The organism is Nonomuraea spiralis (assembly GCF_014648435.1).
Taxonomy (GTDB): domain Bacteria; phylum Actinomycetota; class Actinomycetes; order Streptosporangiales; family Streptosporangiaceae; genus Nonomuraea; species Nonomuraea spiralis.
Genome location: NZ_BMRC01000057.1, coordinates 11,844 through 28,558, shown reverse-complemented (window position 1 = coordinate 28,558; position 16,715 = coordinate 11,844). Strand labels below are relative to the sequence as shown.

At 74.8% G+C, this 16,715-nt stretch carries 4 protein-coding genes; all 4 read left to right on the top strand.

What is annotated here, in order from left to right; translation table 11 throughout:
• Positions 1-594: 594 nt before the first annotated feature.
• Positions 595-1,956, top strand: coding sequence for a DUF4241 domain-containing protein (locus IEZ27_RS52220; protein ID WP_189654117.1), 1,362 nt, complete (start codon positions 595-597; stop codon positions 1,954-1,956).
• A gap of 640 nt (positions 1,957-2,596) precedes the next feature.
• Positions 2,597-7,429, top strand: coding sequence for a non-ribosomal peptide synthetase (locus tag IEZ27_RS52215; RefSeq protein WP_189654116.1), 4,833 nt, complete (start codon positions 2,597-2,599; stop codon positions 7,427-7,429).
• On the top strand, positions 7,426-15,612 hold the full coding sequence (locus tag IEZ27_RS52210; protein WP_189654115.1) for a non-ribosomal peptide synthetase/MFS transporter: 8,187 nt from the start codon (positions 7,426-7,428) through the stop codon (positions 15,610-15,612). The genes IEZ27_RS52215 and IEZ27_RS52210 overlap by 4 nt, the downstream gene beginning before the upstream one ends.
• Positions 15,609-16,583, top strand: coding sequence for a threonine ammonia-lyase (locus IEZ27_RS52205; RefSeq protein WP_189654114.1), 975 nt, complete (start codon positions 15,609-15,611; stop codon positions 16,581-16,583). Before IEZ27_RS52210 ends, IEZ27_RS52205 begins: the two co-directional genes overlap by 4 nt.
• Positions 16,584-16,715: the final 132 nt, after the last annotated feature.

Sequence of the window (16,715 nt, the reverse complement as noted above, 5' to 3'; positions counted from 1 at the left end):
AGAGTGCGATCAGAAGGGCGTCTAGGTCAGTCTTCACACACCGACCATGGACGCCCTTCGTCACGCTCGCAGCCGATCACCGAATTTCACATCAGCGATCTAGCTCGCCCATCTGAACAGCCACGTCGGCGACGTTCCAACGGCCGACGACATCACCCCGCACAAGCCGGCAGGACAGATCGACGCCCTTCCGGGCCTCAACGGCGCCTGCAAGATGACCCTGATCTGCATGAGCGCGCCCACCGTCGGGACGGTACGCGCTCGCGATCTGGTGCTCACGCGACTGCGGGGAGTGGGAACGATCCGATGGCCCGCTCGGTTCACGGGCCGAGAGGTGGACGCGCCACGACGCCCTGGCGTGGATGGCCGACACAGGGGCCCCTTGCACGTCCTTCGAAAGGTCGTCGGCCACGGGCTTCCGACGAGCACGCAGCGTTGCTCTCCACACAGGGCTGGTGTGGTCCGACATGCGAACTCGATGGGCGAACCGCCCGGACAGCGTTCCCACGAGCCGCGAGCCGCTCACTGTCGGTGCCGGTTGCTAGCGTGCGCCCGGCAACATCCGATCGCGGCTGAACACGGGCAGGAGACGGCATGACGACGGAGCACGTCCGCGCGGTTGACGTCACGTACTGCGAGGGGTGGGATCCGCAGGTTCGTGCCGCCGTCGCTCCGATGTCCGAGCCGGCGGCCCGTGACAGGGACGCATCAGGTGAGCGGTACGCCGTCCTGCTGTCCGTCCAGGGGAAGCCGAAGGCCTTGTTCCAGATCCACTGGGGCCACCGCCATCTCGGGTTGTTCCTGTTCGACGAGTGCGGACGGCGCAACAGGGAGCTGGAATACCGGCAACTGGAGCCGGGACGGCTGCACCTGATGCGCTACCAGGAGTGGCGCCACGCCTCAGACGCCGACCCGGAGCATCCGGAGCGCGGCTGGTCTTTCACCATGACGATCGATCCGGACGGACGCGCAGGACGAGAGCTGCACGAGCTCGACGGATCAAGTCACACCTGGGCGAACGTCCCGGTTGAGCACCGTACGGTGGCCAAGGCGGAGTTCGGCGCGTGGACGGCCTACGTCGATGCGCAGATGCTCGGGCTGAGCGGCCCGATCACCCTGGTCCCGCCCCAGAACCCGGTGTACGGACCGGCTTCGGGCACGGCGCCCGCCTGGTCGGCCCCGCTGCCGCTGCGCCCCCTGCACTTGGAGGCGCTCTTCACCTCCGGAAGCCGCCTGGCCTCTGGCGACGGGCGCGTCGCACTGATCACCGAACCCGCGCACGCGGGGTCGCTTCACCTGCCCACCGGCTCGCTGATCGCGGCCGACCCCTTCTTTCTGGACGACGCCCGCTCCTTCACCGCCACCGTGCCGCCCGGCGACTACGCCGTACTGATCGCCTCGATGCGCTGGGAGGGCACGGACTGCGAGGGCGAGACCCCGGCCGTGATGGTGCGGATCCTCGACAAGCCGACCGTCAGCTGGGAGCTCGCGTTGCTGCCGGGGCAGGACGTCCGGCTGCTCGGCGCCGGCCAGTTCTACGGGTTCGGCGTGGACGCGGGGATGGGCTGCTTCCTCGACGCCTCGGGCCGCGAGGAGCTCGAGAGGCTCGTCGAGGAGGTGGAGGATGAGTACAACGAGATGGACCTCTTGTCCTCTGAGCTCCGCGCCCCGGAGACCGGCACCAATCTGATCGCCTACTCGAGCGGCTTGGGCGACGGCAGCTACCCGGTGTGGACAGGCCGCGATGCCGACGGGGAAGTCACCGCGTTCGTGGCGGACATGCTCATCCTGAACGACGCCGACGCGCTGCCGCCGACGGTGCCGTCGACGGCCATCTGCCTTCCGCCGTTCACCCCGGTGACCGGCGACCGACGCGAGGCACCGTTCACCAGCCCCGGCGCCACGGCCGAGTTCATGGCGACCCAGATCAGCCAGGTCGCGGACGGCTGCGGCTGAGGGGAGTTCGTCGCGACCGGGCGCGACCGGTGTGTCCTGATCTCGGGCGTGGTGGTGGTGAGTCGTTCGACGGCGGCGTGCGGGTGGTGGAGGTCGGGGCGCGGGGAAGGCGGGCGAGTTCGCCATGGATGCCGATTGCGGGACGGCACCGGCGAAGAGGATCATGGCGGCTGGAGCCCCCGGGCAGTGGTGAGGAGTCCGCGCGCGCCTCGCCCAAGGCCCGGAGCCCGGAGTCTGCCCGTCGCCGGTCCAGGAGGTTCGCGCGCGTTGGCCGACGCTGCGCGCCGGGGCGTCCCCGACCGTTTCCCTCGCCGTCTTCCGTCGTCCCGAGTCGATCGGGCGATGACGCGACCCCTCGTGCAAGCAAGATCATGGCAGGTTCCAAGTCAGCGGCAAGCCGGTTCGCCGATGCTGTTGAGCGGACGACCATGATCTTCGGCGAAGGGAGCAGCTGACCCCAGGAGAACAGAAGCACCGCACACCCCCCACCCCGCACGTCCCCCGCGCGCACACCCCCCACCCGCACGACCTCGCGTGCCCGAGCGATGACCTCGCCTGGGCCCGTGTGCCGGCCCCGGGGAGCGGATCCGTTCGAGACCGCCCACCCGGGCACGTTTGACCTTTGCTGGAAAGAGGACACATGAATACGGATGTGGCGGGCGCGAACCGCCCTCTCACAGACCCGCCCGGACGCCTCCACGAGGCGTTGGAGGCGCAGTGCCGGCGGACGCCCGACCGCGTCGCCGTCGTCGCGGGCACGACCCGGCTGACCTACGCCGAGCTCGACCGCAGGGCCAACGGGATCGCCGGGGCCCTGGCCGCGCGGGGTGTCGGACGCGGTGACCTGGTGGGGATCTGCCTGGACCGCGACGAGTGGCTGGTGCCCGCGCTGATCGGGGTGCTGAAGGCGGGGGCGGCCTACGTGCCGCTGGACCCGGCCTACCCGGCCCAGCGATTACGGTTCATGGCCGAGGACGCCGCCGTGAGCGCGGTGGTCACCTCCGCGACCAGGCGCGACACCGCGTCGCTGACCGGCGCCGGCACCGTGCTCGTCGACGACGTGACACCCGCCGCGCACGGCCCCGAGGTGCCCGGCGAGCCGGGCGACGCCGCGTACGTCATCTACACCTCCGGCTCCACCGGCCGCCCCAAGGGCGTGGTCGTGGAGCACCGCAACACCCTGAACCTGGTGCGCTGGGAGGCGTCCGCGTACACCGCCGAGGAGCTGAGCGGCATGCTGGCCGGCTCCTCCATCTGCTTCGACGCCTCGATCACGCAGATCTTCACGCCGCTGTTCGCCGGCGGGACCGTGATCATGGCGGACAACGTGCTGGCGCTGGCGACGCTGCCGGCCCGCGACGAGGTGCGTACGGTCTTCGGCGTCCCGTCCGCGCTGTCGGTGCTGCTGCGCGAGCCGCTGCCGGACGGCGTGCGCATGGTGTTGTCCGGCGGCGAACGGCTGACCGCCGCCCTGGTCGCGCGCATGTACGCCAACCCGGGCGTGCGCCGCGTGCTCAACATGTACGGCCCCACCGAGTGCACCACCGGCTCCACCCTGTTCGAGGTTGGCCGCGACCAGCAGGGCGACCCGCCCCTGGGCGCGGCGATGGCGGGCGCGCTGCTCAGCGTGCGCGACGCCGCCGGCAGTCCGGTCCCGGACGGCGAGGTGGGCGAGTTGTGGATCGGCGGGCCCGGCGTGACCCGCGGATACCTGGGCCACGAGTCGCGGGCGTTCGGCACCGAGCCGGACGGCAGCCGCGTCTACCGCAGCGGCGACCTGGTCCGATGGGTGGACGGCGAGCTGCGTTACGTGGGCCGCGCCGACGACCAGGTCAAGATCCGCGGCTACCGGGTGGAGCTGGGCGAGGTCGAGTCGGCGCTGGACCGCCATCCCGCGGTGCGCCGCGCCGTCGTCCTGGCGCACGCCGACGACGACGGCATCGCCTACCTCGCCGCGCACGTGGCCGCCTCCGGCGTGACCGAGCCCGAGCTGCGCGACTGGCTGCGTGACCGCCTGCCCGACCACCTGGTTCCGGCCAGGATCGGCGTCACCGGCGACCTGCCGATCGGTCCCACGGGCAAGGTGGACCGCGCGGCCCTGCCCAAGCTGGGCGCTGCCCGTACGGGCAGCGCGGCGCCGGTCGCGCCGCGCACGGACGACGAACGCCAGGTGGCCGAGGTGATCGCGGACGTGCTGGGCCTGCCGGAGGTGGGCGTGCACGACCGGTTCGCCGACCTGGGCGGGCACTCGCTGGCCGCCGCCCGGGTGGTGACCGAGTTGTCACGGCGGCTCGGGCACACCGTGCCCCTGGCGGCGTTCCTGATCGAGCCGACCGCGGCCGGGCTGGCGGCGCGCCTGCGTGAGCCGGGATCGGCGCCGGTCCGGCGGACCGGCCGGACCCGCCACCCGCTCACCGCCGCGCAACGCGAGCTCTGGACGTTGCGCCAGCTCCACCCGCACAGCCCGGTCACCACCGTGTCGGTCCGGCTGCGCGTACGCGGCCTGAGCGGGAACGCGCCGCTGCAACCGGCGCTGGACGCGGTCCTGCGCCGGCACGAGGCCCTGCGCAGCACGGTCTCCGTCGGCGAGGACGGCGTCCCGTACGCGGTCGTGCACCCGCCCGTCGCCGTCCCCCTGGTCGAGCATCCGGCGGGCGCGGACCCGGTGAAGGTGGCCAGGGCCGCGGCGGAGCACGTGTTCGACGTGACGAACGAGGTTCCGCTGCTGCGCGCGAGCCTGTGCCCCGTCGGGGACGACGTGGCCGAGCTGGTGCTGGTGACCGACCACCTCGCCTTCGACGGCGGTTCGGTCGGCGTGCTGATGGACGAGCTGGCCGCCGCGCTGGCGGGTGAGCCCGTACCCGAGCCGGCGGTGCAGCTCGGCGACGTGGCGGTGCGCGAGCAGGAGGACCGGCCCGACCTCGAACGGCTGCGGGAGTTCTGGCGCGGCGAGCTGGCGGGGGCGCCGGTGGCGGGGCCGCCGCCCGGCGACCTGACGACGTGCCGGGTGATCAGGCCGCTGCCGGAGGAGTTCACGGACGCCGTGGCCGCGCTGGCCCGCGCGTGCGGCACGACTCCGTTCGCGGTGTACCTGGCCGCGCTCGCCCTGGCCGCCGGGGAGCCGGACACGCTGGTCGGCGTGGTCGCGGCGCGGCGCGCCAGGCCGGAGCTGGCCCGGGTCGTCGGTCCGCTGATCGACACGGTGCCGGCGCGGCTGCGTCCGGACTCCGCGCCGACCTTCCGCGACCTGGTCAGGCAGGCCGGGGAGGCCACCACGCGGGCGCTGGTCCACCAGGAGGTCCCGCCCGCCGACCTGCCCCGCGCCCCGGTGCTGCTGGCCATGCAGCACGCCGAGGTGCCGGTACGCGCCGGCTGCCTCGAACTGCTGACCGAGGTCGGCTCGGGCGCGGCGGTGCACGAGTTCAGCGTGCTGGTCAACCGCACGGCCGCCGGTGCCGAACTGCACCTGGAGTACGCGGTCGCGCTGCTCGGCCGGGAGGCGGCGGGGGCGTACCTGGACCGGCTGCTGTGGTTGCTGCGGCGCGCGCTGGCCGAACCGGACCTGGTGATCGCGGCGTTCGACCCGGTCACCCCGGACGAACGCGCCGCGTTGCTGGCCCGCGCGGCCGGGCCGCGCCTGCCGGACGACCTGCGGCCGGTGCCGTCGGCGCTCGCGGCACACGCGACAGGCACAGCGGGCACGGCGGGCACGGCGGTGGTCGGCCCGGACGGCGCGACGCTGAGCCACTTCGAGCTGAACGACCGCGCCGACCGGATCGCGGCCGGGCTGCTGGAGCACGGGGTGCGGCGAGGCGACGTGGTCGGCGTGCACGTGCCGCGCGACCGGATGTTGCCGGCGGTGCTGCTGGGTGTGTGGCGGGCGGGGGCGGCGTACCTGCCCCTTGACCCGGAACACCCGGCCGAGCGGCTGCGCCTGCTTGCTTCGGACGCGGGCGCCCGCGTGGTGCTCACCCGCGGCGAAACCCCCCTCGAACCAGCACCACCGTCCGACACCGGCGAACCGCTGACACCCGCCCCGAACGGACCGGTGACGCTCGACGCCGACCGGCCGGTGACACCCGACGCCGACCGGCCGGTGACGCTCGACGCGGACCTGCTCGCGGTGGGGCCGCGCGCGGACCTGCCGGAGGTGCGCCCCGGAGACCTGGCGTACGTCACCTACACCTCCGGCTCCACCGGCGCCCCCAAGGGGGTCGAGGTCACCCACGGCGGCCTGGCCGCCCTCGTGGCCGGGATGATCTCGGCGCTCCGCCTCGGCCCGGCCGACGTGCAGCCCGCGGTCGCGCCGCTGAGCTTCGACGCCTCGGCCTCCGAGTTGTGGAGCGTCCTGGCCGCCGGCGGCACGTCGGTGGTGGTGGACCGGACCACGGCCACCGACGGGCACGCGCTGGCGGAGCTGATCAGCACGAGCGCGGCCACGGTGATCGACCTGGTGCCGACCGCGTACCGGATGCTGATCGCGGCCGGTTGGACGGGCGGCCCGGCGCTACGTGCCGTCGCCGGCGGGGAGGCGCTGGACCCGGCGCTGGCCGAGCAGATCCTGCTGCGCGTCGGCGAGTTGTGGAACGCCTACGGGCCCACCGAGACCACCGTCACCTCGACGCTGCACCGGGTGCGCGCGCACGAGGGCGACCGGGTGCCGATCGGGTCGCCGATGCCGGGCGAGCGGGCGTACGTGGTCGACGCGCGGCTGCGGCTGGTGCCGCCGGGCGCGATCGGCGAGCTGCTGCTCGGCGGCGCCGGGGTGGCCCGCGGCTACCGGGGCCGGCCGGACCTGACGGGGACCGCCTTCGTGGCCGACCCGTTCACTCCGGGCGGCCGGTGCTACCGCACCGGTGACCTGGCACGCTGGCGGCCGGACGGGACGCTGGAGTTCCACGGCCGCCGCGACCACCAGGTGAAGGTACGGGGGTACCGGATCGAGCTGGGCGAGATCGAGGCCGTGCTGCGCGAGCTCGCCGAAGCCGCGGTGACCGTGGCCGGTACGGACGCGCAGGCCCACCTGGTCGGCTACGTCGCGCCGGAGACGGCGGACCTGGCCGCGCTGGAGCGGCACGCCCGCTCCCGGCTGCCCGGCCACATGGTGCCGCGCCGCTGGGTCGCCCTGCCGTCCCTGCCCACGCTGTCCAACGGCAAGGTCGACCGCGGCGCTCTGCCCGAGCCGGACACCGGCCCGGCCCCGGCGCGGGTCGCGCCGGCCACCGACGCCGAGCTCCTGGTGGCCGCCGTCTGGGCCGAGGTGCTCGAACGGCCCGAGATCTGGGCCGACGACGACTTCTTCGCCCTGGGGGGAGCCTCGTTCGCCGCGACCAGGGTGGCCGGCCGCCTCCGCGAGATGGTGCTGGTCGCCGTGCCCGTGCGGTTGTTGTTCGACCGTCCGGTGCTCGCCGACTTCGCCACCGCGCTGGAGGAGCTGCTGGCCGCCGATCTGATGGAAGGAGGAGAGGGATGACCGAGGTACGTGAGGACCGGATCGCCGAGCTCGTCCGGTCCAGGCTCGCCGCCGCGCTGAAGCAGCAGGAGAAGGCCGCCGCCCCGGGCATCCCGGCGACGTCGGCCGCGGACATGCCGCTGTCGCCGGCGCAGGAGCGGCTGTGGTTCCTGGCCCAGCTGGAACCGGACACGCCCGCCTACAACGTGCCGCTGACGCTGCGGCTGCGCGGCCCGGTGGACGTCTCCGCCCTCACCGGCGCGGTGGCGGACCTGGCCGAACGGCACTGGATCCTGCGCGGCGTCATCGAGGAGGGACGCGTACGGCCCGTCGCCGACGTCCCGGTGCCCGTGGTCGACGTGGACGGGACAGAGCTGGAACGGGAGCTGGCCGCGCACGCCTGGCGGCCGTTCCGGCTGGACGCCAAGCCGCCCCTGCGGGCCACGGTGTTCCGGCTCGGCGACGAGGAGTGCGTGCTCGCGCTCACCCTGCACCACATCGCCACCGACGCCTGGTCGGAACGCGTACTGCTGGACGATCTCACCCACCTGTACGCCGCCCGCCTCGGCCTGGAACCGCCCCCCGCTCCCCCTGCCCTGCAGTACGCGGACGTGGCCGCGTGGGAGGCCGGGCGGCCGGACGCCGACCTCGACTGGTGGACCGGGCACCTGGCGGGCCTGCCGCCGGTGCTCGACCTGCCGCTCGCCCGCCCGCGCCCGTCCGTGCCCACGTGGGAGGGGGCGGCGGTCGCGATCGAGGTGCCCGAGCCGCTGTCGGCGAAGGTGCGCGCGGTGGCGGGGACGTCGCCGTTCATGGTGTTCCTGGCCGGGTTGCAGGCGTTGCTGAGCCGCCTGTCAGGCGTCGACGACATCGCCGTCGGGGTGCCGCACGCGGGCCGCCACCACCCCGACGCCGAACGGGTCGTCGGCTGTTTCATCAACACGCTGGTGGTGCGCGGCGACACCTCGGGCGACCCGACCGGCGCGGAGCTGCTGGCGCGGGCGCGGGCGGCGGCGCTGGACGCGTTCGCGCACGCCGGCACGCCGTTCGAGCGGGTCGTGGAGCGCCTGCAGCCGGAGCGGAACCTCGCGGTCACGCCGCTGTTCCAGGTGATGCTCAACGTCTACGACACCGGTACGCCGGTGTCGCTGCCGGGCCTGGAGGTCGTGGCCGGGACGCCGCCCGCGCCGACCGCCAAGTTCGACCTGAACCTGGAGCTCGGCGACGACGGCACCCGGTTCTCGGGCGAGTTGCGCTACCGCACGGACCTGTTCGACGAGGCCACCGTACGGCGCCTGGCCGGCTGGTACCTGGAGCTGCTGGACGGCCTGCTCACCACCCCGGACGCGCCGGTACGGCTGCCGGCCGGCGACGACCTGCGCGGCCGGGACGCCGGCCTGCCCGTGGACGTGCCGCTGCACACACTGGTCGAGCGGGTGGCCGACACCCGTCCGGACGCGCTCGCGGTCGGCTCGCTCAGCTACGCGGAGCTGGATCGCCGCGCCAACCAGGTGGCCCATCGGCTGCTGGCCAGCGGGGTAGGCCCGCAGGAGCCGGTCGGCGTGCTGCTGGAACGGCGGCCCGAGCTGGTGGTCGCCATGCTCGGCGTGCTCAAGGCGGGCGCGGCCTACCTGCCGCTCGACCCGGTCTACCCGGAGCGGCGCAACCGGGCCGTGGTGGCCGACGCCGGGGCGCGGTTCGTGCTCACGGAGGCCGAGCTCGCCGGCGCGGCGGAGGCGTCCGGCGAACGTCCCGGCGTGGCCGTACGGCCGGAGCATCTGGCGTACGTGATCTACACGTCGGGCTCGACCGGGCGGCCGAAGGGCGTCGCGGTAGAGCACCGGCACATCACGCACTACCTCGGCGCGGTGGCCGAGGTCGTCCCCGCGGGGATGGGCTCGTTCGCGCTGGTCTCCACCGCCGCGGCCGACCTGGGCATGACGAACGTGTGGTGCGCGCTGACCACGGGCGCCACCCTCCACCTGATCGACCACGAGACGGCCACCGACCCGGCCGCGTTCGCCGCCCGCCTGGCGGCGCACCCGGTGGACGCGATCAAGATGGTGCCGAGCCAGCTGGAACTCCTCGGCACGGCCGCGCTGCCCCGGAAGCTGCTGATCCTGGCCGGTGAGGCGGTGCCCGCCGACCTGGTGGCGCGGGTCCGGGCGGCGCGGCCGGACCTGGAGGTGCAGATCCACTACGGCCCCACCGAGACCACGGTGTCGGTGCTGGCCTGCGACGCGGGCCGGGCTCTGGCCGAGCTGGGCCCGGGCCGGGCGCCGCTGGGCCGGCCGCTGGCCGACGTGGTGTGCCGGGTGGCCGACCCGTCCGGACGGGCGCTGCCGCCCGGCGTGCCCGGCGAGTTGTGGATCGGCGGCCCCAGCGTGGCGCGCGGCTACCTGGGCCGTCCCGACCTCACCGCGGAACGTTTCACCGGCGGCCGGTACCGCACCGGCGACCGGGTCCGGATGACCGGGGACGGGCTGATCGAGTTCCTGGGGCGGATCGACGACCAGGTGAAGGTGCGCGGCTTCCGCGTCGAGCTGGGCGAGGTCGCCGCGGCGTTACGCGCCCTGCCGCAGGTCGCGGAGGCGTACGTGCAGCCGGTCGGCGACGGCCTGGAGCGGCGGCTGGCCGCCTGGGTGACGCCTGCCACGGTGGACGTGGCGCAGGTGCGGGCGGCGTTGCGCGAGCGGCTGCCCGACTACATGGTGCCGGCCGCGATCGGCGTGCTGGAGGCGTTGCCGCTCACCCCGAACGGCAAGGTGGACCGGGCGGCGCTGCCCGTGCCCGATGCCGGGCCCGCCGTACGGGTGCCGCTGGGCACCTCCGGGGAGCGCCTGGTGGGCGAGGTCTGGGCCGACGTGCTCGGGCTCGCGGAGGTGTGGGCGGACGACGACTTCTTCGCCCTCGGCGGGCACTCGTTCGCGGCGACCCGGGTGGCCGGGCGGCTGCGGGAGCGGCTGGGCGCGGCGGTGCCGGTCCGGCTGCTGTTCGAGCACCCGGTGCTGGCCGACCTGGCCGCCGCGCTCCCCCGTCCGGCCGCCGCCGCGCGTGTGCGGCGCGCGCCGGTGGACGGGCCGGTGCCGCTGTCCGGGGTGCAGGCCAGGCTGTGGTTCCTGGCCCAGCTCGAACCGGACAGCAGCGCCTACAACGTGCCGGTGGCGTTGCGGCTGCGCGGCCCGCTGCGGGCGGACGCGCTGCTGGGCGCGGTACGCGACCTGGCCGAACGGCACCACGTGCTGCGCGGCGTGGTCGACGACTCCGGCCCCGAGCCGGTGATCGTGGTACGGGACGCCGCCGAGGTGCCCGTGTCCACCGCGCGCGTGGCCCGGCCTGAGGTCGAGGACGTGCTGGCCGCGCACCTGGCGACGCCGTTCGCGCTGGACCGCGAGCCGCCGATGCGGGCGGTGCTGCTCACCGTCGGCGAGCCTGGGGCCGATGACGAGCACGTGCTCTCCCTCACCTTCCACCACATCGCCACCGACGCCTGGACGCGCGGGCTGCTGCTGTCGGACCTGTCCGCCCTGTACGCCGCCCGCCTCGGCCTGCGTCCCCCGCTCGACCCGCCCCCGGCGCAGTACGCCGAGGTGTCGCCGGTCCCCGACCCGGCCGACCTGGACTGGTGGGCCGGGCACCTGGACGGCCTGCCGCCGGTGCTCGACCTGCCCACCGACCGGCCGCGTCCCGCGGTGCCCGACCCGGGCGGGGCCGCGCTCGACCTGGAGCTGCCGGCCGGGCTGAGCGAACGGGTCAGGGCGGTGGCCGCCGCCTACCGGTCCACGCCGTTCATCGTGTTGCTGGCCGGGTTGCAGGCGCTGCTGGCCCGGCTGTCGGCGAGCGCGGACGTCGCGGTCGGCGTGCCGGTCTCCGGTCGCGACCATCCGGACACCGAAGGCGTGGTGGGCTGCTTCCTCAACACCGTGGTCGTACGGACCGACGTGGGCGGCGACCCGACCGGGCGCGACCTGCTGGCCCGCGCGCGGGAGTCCGCGCTGGGCGCGCTCGCGCACGCGGGCACGCCGTTCGACCGGGTGGTGGACCGGCTGCGGCCGGAGCGGAACCTGGCGGCCACGCCGTTGTTCCAGGTGATGCTCAACTACATCCCCGGCGGGGCCGGGCCGGGGTTGCCCGGTCTGGAGGCGTCCGAGATCCATCTGCCGGAGCTGACCACCAAGTTCGACCTGAGCTGGCACGTCGTGGACGACGGGCCGGGCGCGCCGCTGCGCGGCGGGCTCGCCTACCGGACCGACCTGTTCGAGCCGGGCACCGCGGCCAAGCTGACCCGCTGGTACGCGGCCCTGCTGGACGGGCTGCTGGCCGACCTGGACGCGCCGGTGGGCGCGGTGCCGCTGGAGCCGGTGACCGGCCCGGCCGTGGACGGCGGGCCGCCGCCCGAGCCGCCCGCGGGGGCGGTGCACCACCTGATCGAGCGCTGGGTGGACGAGACTCCCGGCGCGCCGGCCGTGGTGGGCGCCGACCGCGCACTCACGTACGTGGAGCTGGAGTCGGCCGCGAACCGGATCGCGCACTGGCTGCTGGCGGCCGGGGTGGGGGCCGACGAGCCGGTCGGCGTGCTGCTGGAGCCGGGCGCGGACCTGGCGTGCGCGTTGTTCGGCATCCAGAAGTCGGGCGGGGGCTACCTGCCGATGGACCCGGCGTACCCGGCGGCGCGGATCGCCGCGATGCTGGAGGCCGCCGGGGTGCGGGCCGTGGTGACGGTGAACGAGTTCGCGCCGCTGATCGGGGACGGCAGGCGGGTGCTGACGCTCGACCGGCCCCCGTCCCTGCCGGACACCCGTCCGGAGGTCGACGTACGGCCCGAGCACCTGCACCACGTGATCTTCACGTCGGGGTCCACCGGCACGCCCAAGGCGGTGGCCGCCGAGCACGGCGGCGTCCTGAACTACCTGGGCGGCATGCTGCCGCGCATCGGCGTGCCCGGCGGGTCGTTCGCGGTGGTCTCCACGCCCGCCGCCGACTTCGGCCTGACCTGCGTGTTCGGCGCGCTGACCACGGGCGGGACGGTGCACCTGGTGCCGCGCGAGACCGCGATGGACCCGGCCGCGTTCGCCGGATACCTGGCCGAGCACCAGGTGGACGTCGTCAAGTGCGTACCGAGCCACCTTGAGCTGCTGGCCTCGGGCGGCGACCTGGCCGCCGTGCTGCCGCGCGGGCTGCTGATCCTGGCCGGCGAGGCGTGCCCGTGGGACCTGGTCGAGCGGGCCAGGGCCGCCCGGCCCGGCCTCAGGATCCAGAGCCACTACGGCCACACCGAGTCCACGATGATCTGCCTGGTGTGCGACACCGAGGAGATCCCCGCCGACCGGCGGACCGGCATCGTGCCGCTGGGCAGCCCGCTGCCCGGCGTGTACGGGCACCTGGTGGACGCGAGCCTGCGGCCGGTGCCGCCCGGCGTGCCCGGCGAGCTGGTCGTCGGCGGCCCCGGGGTCACCCGCGGCTACATCGGCCGGCCCGAGCTGACCGCCGAGCGGTTCGTCCCCGACCCGTTGACCGGGGAGGGACGCTGCTACCGCAGCGGCGACCTGCTGCGCGTCACCTCCGACGGGCGGATCGAGTTCCGCGGCCGGGTGGACGACCAGGTCAAGGTACGCGGCTACCGCGTCGAGCTGGGCGAGGTCACGACCGCGCTGCGGGCGTTGCCGCAGGTCGCCGAGGCCGTGGTGCTGCCCGTCGGCGAGGGGAAGGCCAGGCAGCTCGCCGCGTGGGTGACGCCCGCGACCGTGGAGGCCGCGGCCGTACGTTCGGCGCTGCGCGAGCGGTTGCCCGACTACATGGTGCCGGCGCACGTCATGGCCCTCGACCGGCTGCCGCTCAACCCGAACGGGAAGATCGACCGGGCCGCCCTGCCCGAGCCGGTGGCGGAGCAGGCCGCGTACACGCCGCCCGCGACGCCGAACGAGGAGCTGGTCGCCGGGGCGTTCGCCCGGGTGCTCGGCGTGCAGCGGGTGGGGGCGGGCGACGACTTCTTCGCCCTCGGCGGCGACTCGTTCGCCGCGGTGCGCGCGGTCAAGGAGATCGGCCGCGGGCTGCGGGTGATCGACCTGTTCACCCGGCCCGCCGTGGCCGAGCTGGCCGCGTTCCTGGGCCGCGAGGACACCGGCGGGCTGCTGCACCGCCTCGGCGGCGGCCGGACCGCCGAGTTCACGCTGGTGTGCGTGCCGTACGGCGGCGGGTCGGCGGCGGTCTACCAGCCGCTGGCCCAGGCGCTGGGCGACCGGGTGGAGGTGTTGTCGGCCGAGTTGCCCGGCCACGACCCCGCCCGCCCGGACGAGTTGCCGCTGCCGTTGGAGGAGCTGGTGGACGTGCTGGCCGCCGAGGTGGCGGCGACCGCGTCGGGCCCGGTCGCGATCTACGGCCACTGCGTGGGCTGCGCGCCCGCCGTCGCGCTGGCGCGCCGGCTGGAGGCGGACGGCGTTCCCGTGCTGGGCGTGATCGCCGCCGCGAGCTTCCCGGCGGCCCGGCTTCCCGGGCTGGTCAGGCGGCTGTTCGGCGGCGACCGCTGGGTGTCGGACCGGATGTTCCGCGACGCGCTGCGTGCCTCCGGCGGGCTGCTCGACGACATGGACGAGGCCGCCAAGCGCACCGCCGTACGCGCCATGCGGCACGACGCCGACCAGGCGCAGGAGTGGTTCGGCCACGAGCTGGCCGGCGAGGGGACGCCGCTGCGCGCCCCGATCCTGAGCCTGGTCGGCGAACGCGACCGCGCCACCGAGCTGCACGAGGAGCGCTACACCGAGTGGGCGGCGTTCGCGCCGCGGGTGGAGCGGGCCGTGCTGCCGAGGGCCGGTCACTACTTCCTGCGCCACCAGGCCGAGCCGCTGGCCGCGCTGGTGCTGGCGCACCTGACCCGCTGGGCGGCCGGAACGCTGCCCGACCCGGTACGCCCGCCCGAAGCCACCAGGTTGCGGCCCTTCTACACGGTCGCGAGCGGCCAGATCGTCTCGGCGCTGGGCACGGCGCTGAGCTCGTTCGCGCTCGGCGTGTGGGCCTACCAGCGCAGCGGCGAGATCCTGGATCTGGCGCTGGTCACGATGCTGGCGCAGATCCCGGCCGTGCTGCTCACCCCGCTGGGCGGCGCGCTGGCCGACCGGGTGGACCGGCGCAGGATCATGCTGGCCTGCGACGCGCTGTCCGGGCTGGCCATGGTGGCGCTGGTGCTGCTGCTGACCACCGGGCGGCTGGAGTTCTGGAACGTCTGCCTCATCGTGGGCGTGACCTCGGTCGTGTCGGCGTTCCAGCAGCCCGCGTGGCTGGCGGCGATCGCGCAACTGGTGCCGAAACCGTACCTGCCGCAGGCCAACGCGCTGGCGAACGTGGGCTTCGGCGCGGGCAACGTGATCGCGCCGCTCGCGGGCGGCGCGCTGATCGGCCTGTTCGGGTTGTCGGCGGTGGTGGCCGTGGACGTGGCCACGTTCGCGGTCGGCGTGCTGACGCTGCTGCTGGTGCGCTTCCCCGACCGGCTGTTCCACCGGCGTGAGGAGACGTTCACGGCGGCGCTCACCGGCGGGTGGCGGTTCCTGCGCAGGCGGCGTCCGCTGCTGGTGATGGCGCTCTACTTCGCCGTGGTGAACTTCTGCACCGCGCTGATGTGGGTGCTCGTCACCCCGGTCGTCCTGGCCATCGGCACCTCGGCGGACCTGGGTCTGGTGACCGCCGTCGGCGGTGTCGGCGCGGCCGTGGGCACCGGCGTGGTGCTGGTGTGGGGCGGCACCAGGCGGCGGGCCACCGGGATGATCGGTTTCGTGATCGGCTCCGGGGTCGGCGTGGTGCTGATGGGCGTGTGGCCGGTCGTGTGGCTGGTCGCGGCCGGGTTGTTCGTCCGGCTGGCGTGCATGAGCATCGGCAACGCGCACTGGCTGTCGATCATCCAGGTGAAGGTGGGGCCGGAGTTGCAGGGGCGGGTGCTCGCGGTGAACATCATGATCGCCACCGCCATGCAGCCGATCGGCTTCCTCGCCGCCGGGCCGCTGGCGGACTGGGCCGGCGGGTTCGCCGGCGGGCCCGGTGGGGGCGCGGGCGCGGTGCTGCTCGCCAGTGGCGTGTTCCTGCTGGTGTGGGGGCTGCTGGGGCTGCGGCACCGGCCGCTGCATCACCTGGAGGACCTCGTCCCGGACGCGGCGCCGCCGTCGGAGGCCGCGGCCGACCTGGACGCCATCCAGGAGAGGGTGCTGAGCGCATGAACGCCGAAGACACGGCTCGTACGGGGCTCGTCACCGCGGCCGACATCCGGGCGGCCGGCGACCGCATCGCGCCGTACGTGCGGCGCACGCCGCTGCTGCGGCTGCCCGGCGAACGGCTCTGGGTCAAGCCGGAGAACCGGCAGCCCACTCGCTCGTTCAAGGTGCGCGGCGCGGTCAACGCCGTGGGCCGCCTGGCCGGGCACGGCGTCCGGCACGTGATCGCGCAGTCGTCGGGCAACCACGCCCAGGCCATCGCCTACGCCGCCGCCGAACAGGGGCTGCGGGCGACCGTCGTCCTGCCGGACACGGCGCCGGAGCTGAAGGTGCGCGCCGCGCGCCGGCTCGGCGCCGAGGTGGTGATCGTGCCGCCCGCCCTACGGGAGGAGGCATGCCTGGCGCTGGCCGACCGGTTCGGCGCGACGGTGGTCGGCTCCGACGCGTTCGACGTCATCGCCGGGCACGGCAGCGCCGGGGCCGAGATCCTCCCGGACCTGCCGGACGCGGGCGCCGTCCTGGTGCCCGTCTGCAACGGCGGCCTGCTCGCCGGGATCGCGGTGGCGGTCAAGGCCGCCGACCCGGCGATCCGGGTGATCGGCGTCGAGCCCGAGCTGGCCGCCGACGGCGTGGCCAGCTTCCGGTCCGGCACGCGGACGGCGTGGCCGGTGGAGCTGACCTACCGCACGCGGGCCGACGGGCTGCGCGCGCCGGTGCTGGGCGCGCTGGCGTGGGAGCACATCAACCGGTACGTGGACGACATGGTGACCGTGACCGAGGACGCCATCGACGCCGCCGCCGACCTGCTCAGGCGGGAACTGGGCGAACGCGCCGAACCCAGCGGCGCGGTGGCCACGGCCGCCTACCTCACCCACCACGCGCGGCTGCCGCCGGGCCCGGTGGTCGCGATCCTGTCCGGCGGCAACGTCGCGATCAGCACGGAGCCCAGGAAGGAGCCCCTGGCCCGGAGCACGTGATCCCGCCGGTCGGCGGCAGCCCGCTGGAACGACATCCGAGACCCCTGGTCGTGACGGACGTGATCGTGATGATCACCCTGTCCGCCAGGGGTTTCGCCATGCTCAGGGGATGAGAACGGCAAACCGGTAGTC